This window comes from Streptomyces brasiliensis (genome assembly GCF_014647875.1).
In the GTDB taxonomy this organism is placed as follows: Bacteria; Actinomycetota; Actinomycetes; order Streptomycetales; family Streptomycetaceae; genus Streptomyces; species Streptomyces brasiliensis.
On record NZ_BMQA01000222.1, the window covers coordinates 1 to 1,294 of the forward strand.

Below are 1,294 nucleotides of genomic sequence, written 5' to 3' on the forward strand. Positions count from 1 at the left end.
GATCTGGATCAAAGACCTCGCTCAGACCACCACTTGATCACGATTCAATACGCGCCCTAGCACGTCCAACTGCTCGAGGGCGAGTTTGTCGCGCCTCGATTTGGTGTTCGAGACCCACACGCCCAGCTTGACGACCACTGGCTCGGTCTCGCCGTCAATGGTGATCTGTTCGCTGTGGCCGCGTGGTACGGGCCGGCGGGCGCCTTCCCGTTCTACCCATTGCGTGAGGGCTGTCAGGCCGCGCTGGAACGCCTGCTGTGTCTTGCGATGGCCGGCAGGATGCCGTCGGGTTCGTCGGCGGAGAGGTCGGCGAGGATGCGGTAGTGGCGTTGCCAGTCCAGCGGCCAGGGGCAGTCCCAGTCTGGGTCGATCGCCGTCAGCTGTGCGCCACGTTCCGCCGCCCGCTCCGGGTCCTTGCCCAGGCCGTTCTTCGCTCCCTTGCGGCGGAGGTGGGACCGCTGGCCGTCCCCGCCAGGTCGAACGTCACTGGTCGCCGGAGCGGCGCGGTGTTGTCATGGGTAGGGAGACGGGCGTGGACGAGCGGCCGCGAAGGCCGGGGCGCTGCGCCGTCGCGAAGGGGAGGAGGCCGATGCCATGCTGCACCGTTGCACGGTCGGTGACGTGATGACCGAAGAAGTCATCACGCTCCGCCCCGACACACCGTTCCACGAGATCGCCTCCTTGCTGGACGCGAACGACATTGCCGCGGCCCCGGTCATCGATGACGAGGGCGCCCCCATCGGCGTCGTGTCCGCGTCCGACGTGCTGCGGCACGAGACCGGCATGCCCGATCCGCAGGGGCGGGACGGGAGCTATGAGCGCGCGTGGGGCAAGGCCCGGGCCCGGACCGCGGGCGCGCTCATGAGCAGCCCTGTCTTCACCGCCCGTGCCGACTGGACGATCCCCCGGGCCGCGCGGGAACTCCGCAGGCGGCACGTCAAGCAACTGCCGGTCGTCGGCGACCATGGGCTCCTGACTGGCATCGTCAGCCGTAGCGACCTGCTGAATGCCTTCATCCGCTCCGACGTCGAAATCCGCGGCGAGGTCGAGCGGGACGTCCTGGGGCGCATCCTCGGCCTGGAAGAGGGCACCGTCGCGGTCGAGGTCCGGGACGGTGCCGTTACCCTGCGGGGCCACGTCCCGGAACCGCGTCTTGTCCCGGTGGTCGTGGGCCTGTGCCAGGGCGTCGACGGTGTCGTCGCCGTGGACGCCCACCTCGCGGCCGCCCGGGCGGACTAGGGCGCGTATTGAGTCGTGATCAAGTGGTGGTCTGAGCGAGGTCTTTGATCCAGAT

General features: G+C 69.0%; 1 protein-coding gene and 1 pseudogene. One reads left to right on the top strand and one right to left on the bottom strand.

Annotation, left to right across the window (positions count from 1 at the left end; translation table 11 throughout):
• Nucleotides 1-21 precede the first annotated feature (21 nt).
• Nucleotides 22-455 (bottom strand): annotated as a pseudogene (locus tag IEZ19_RS52495) (DEAD/DEAH box helicase); the annotation flags it as partial.
• Nucleotides 456-594: 139 nt separating this feature from the next.
• On the opposite strand from IEZ19_RS52495, the gene IEZ19_RS49855 reads away from it, so the two are divergent.
• Entirely contained in the window at nucleotides 595-1,239 is a 645-nt protein-coding gene (locus IEZ19_RS49855) for a CBS domain-containing protein (protein WP_189317970.1), read from the top strand.
• The last annotated feature ends 55 nt before the right edge of the window (nucleotides 1,240-1,294 follow it).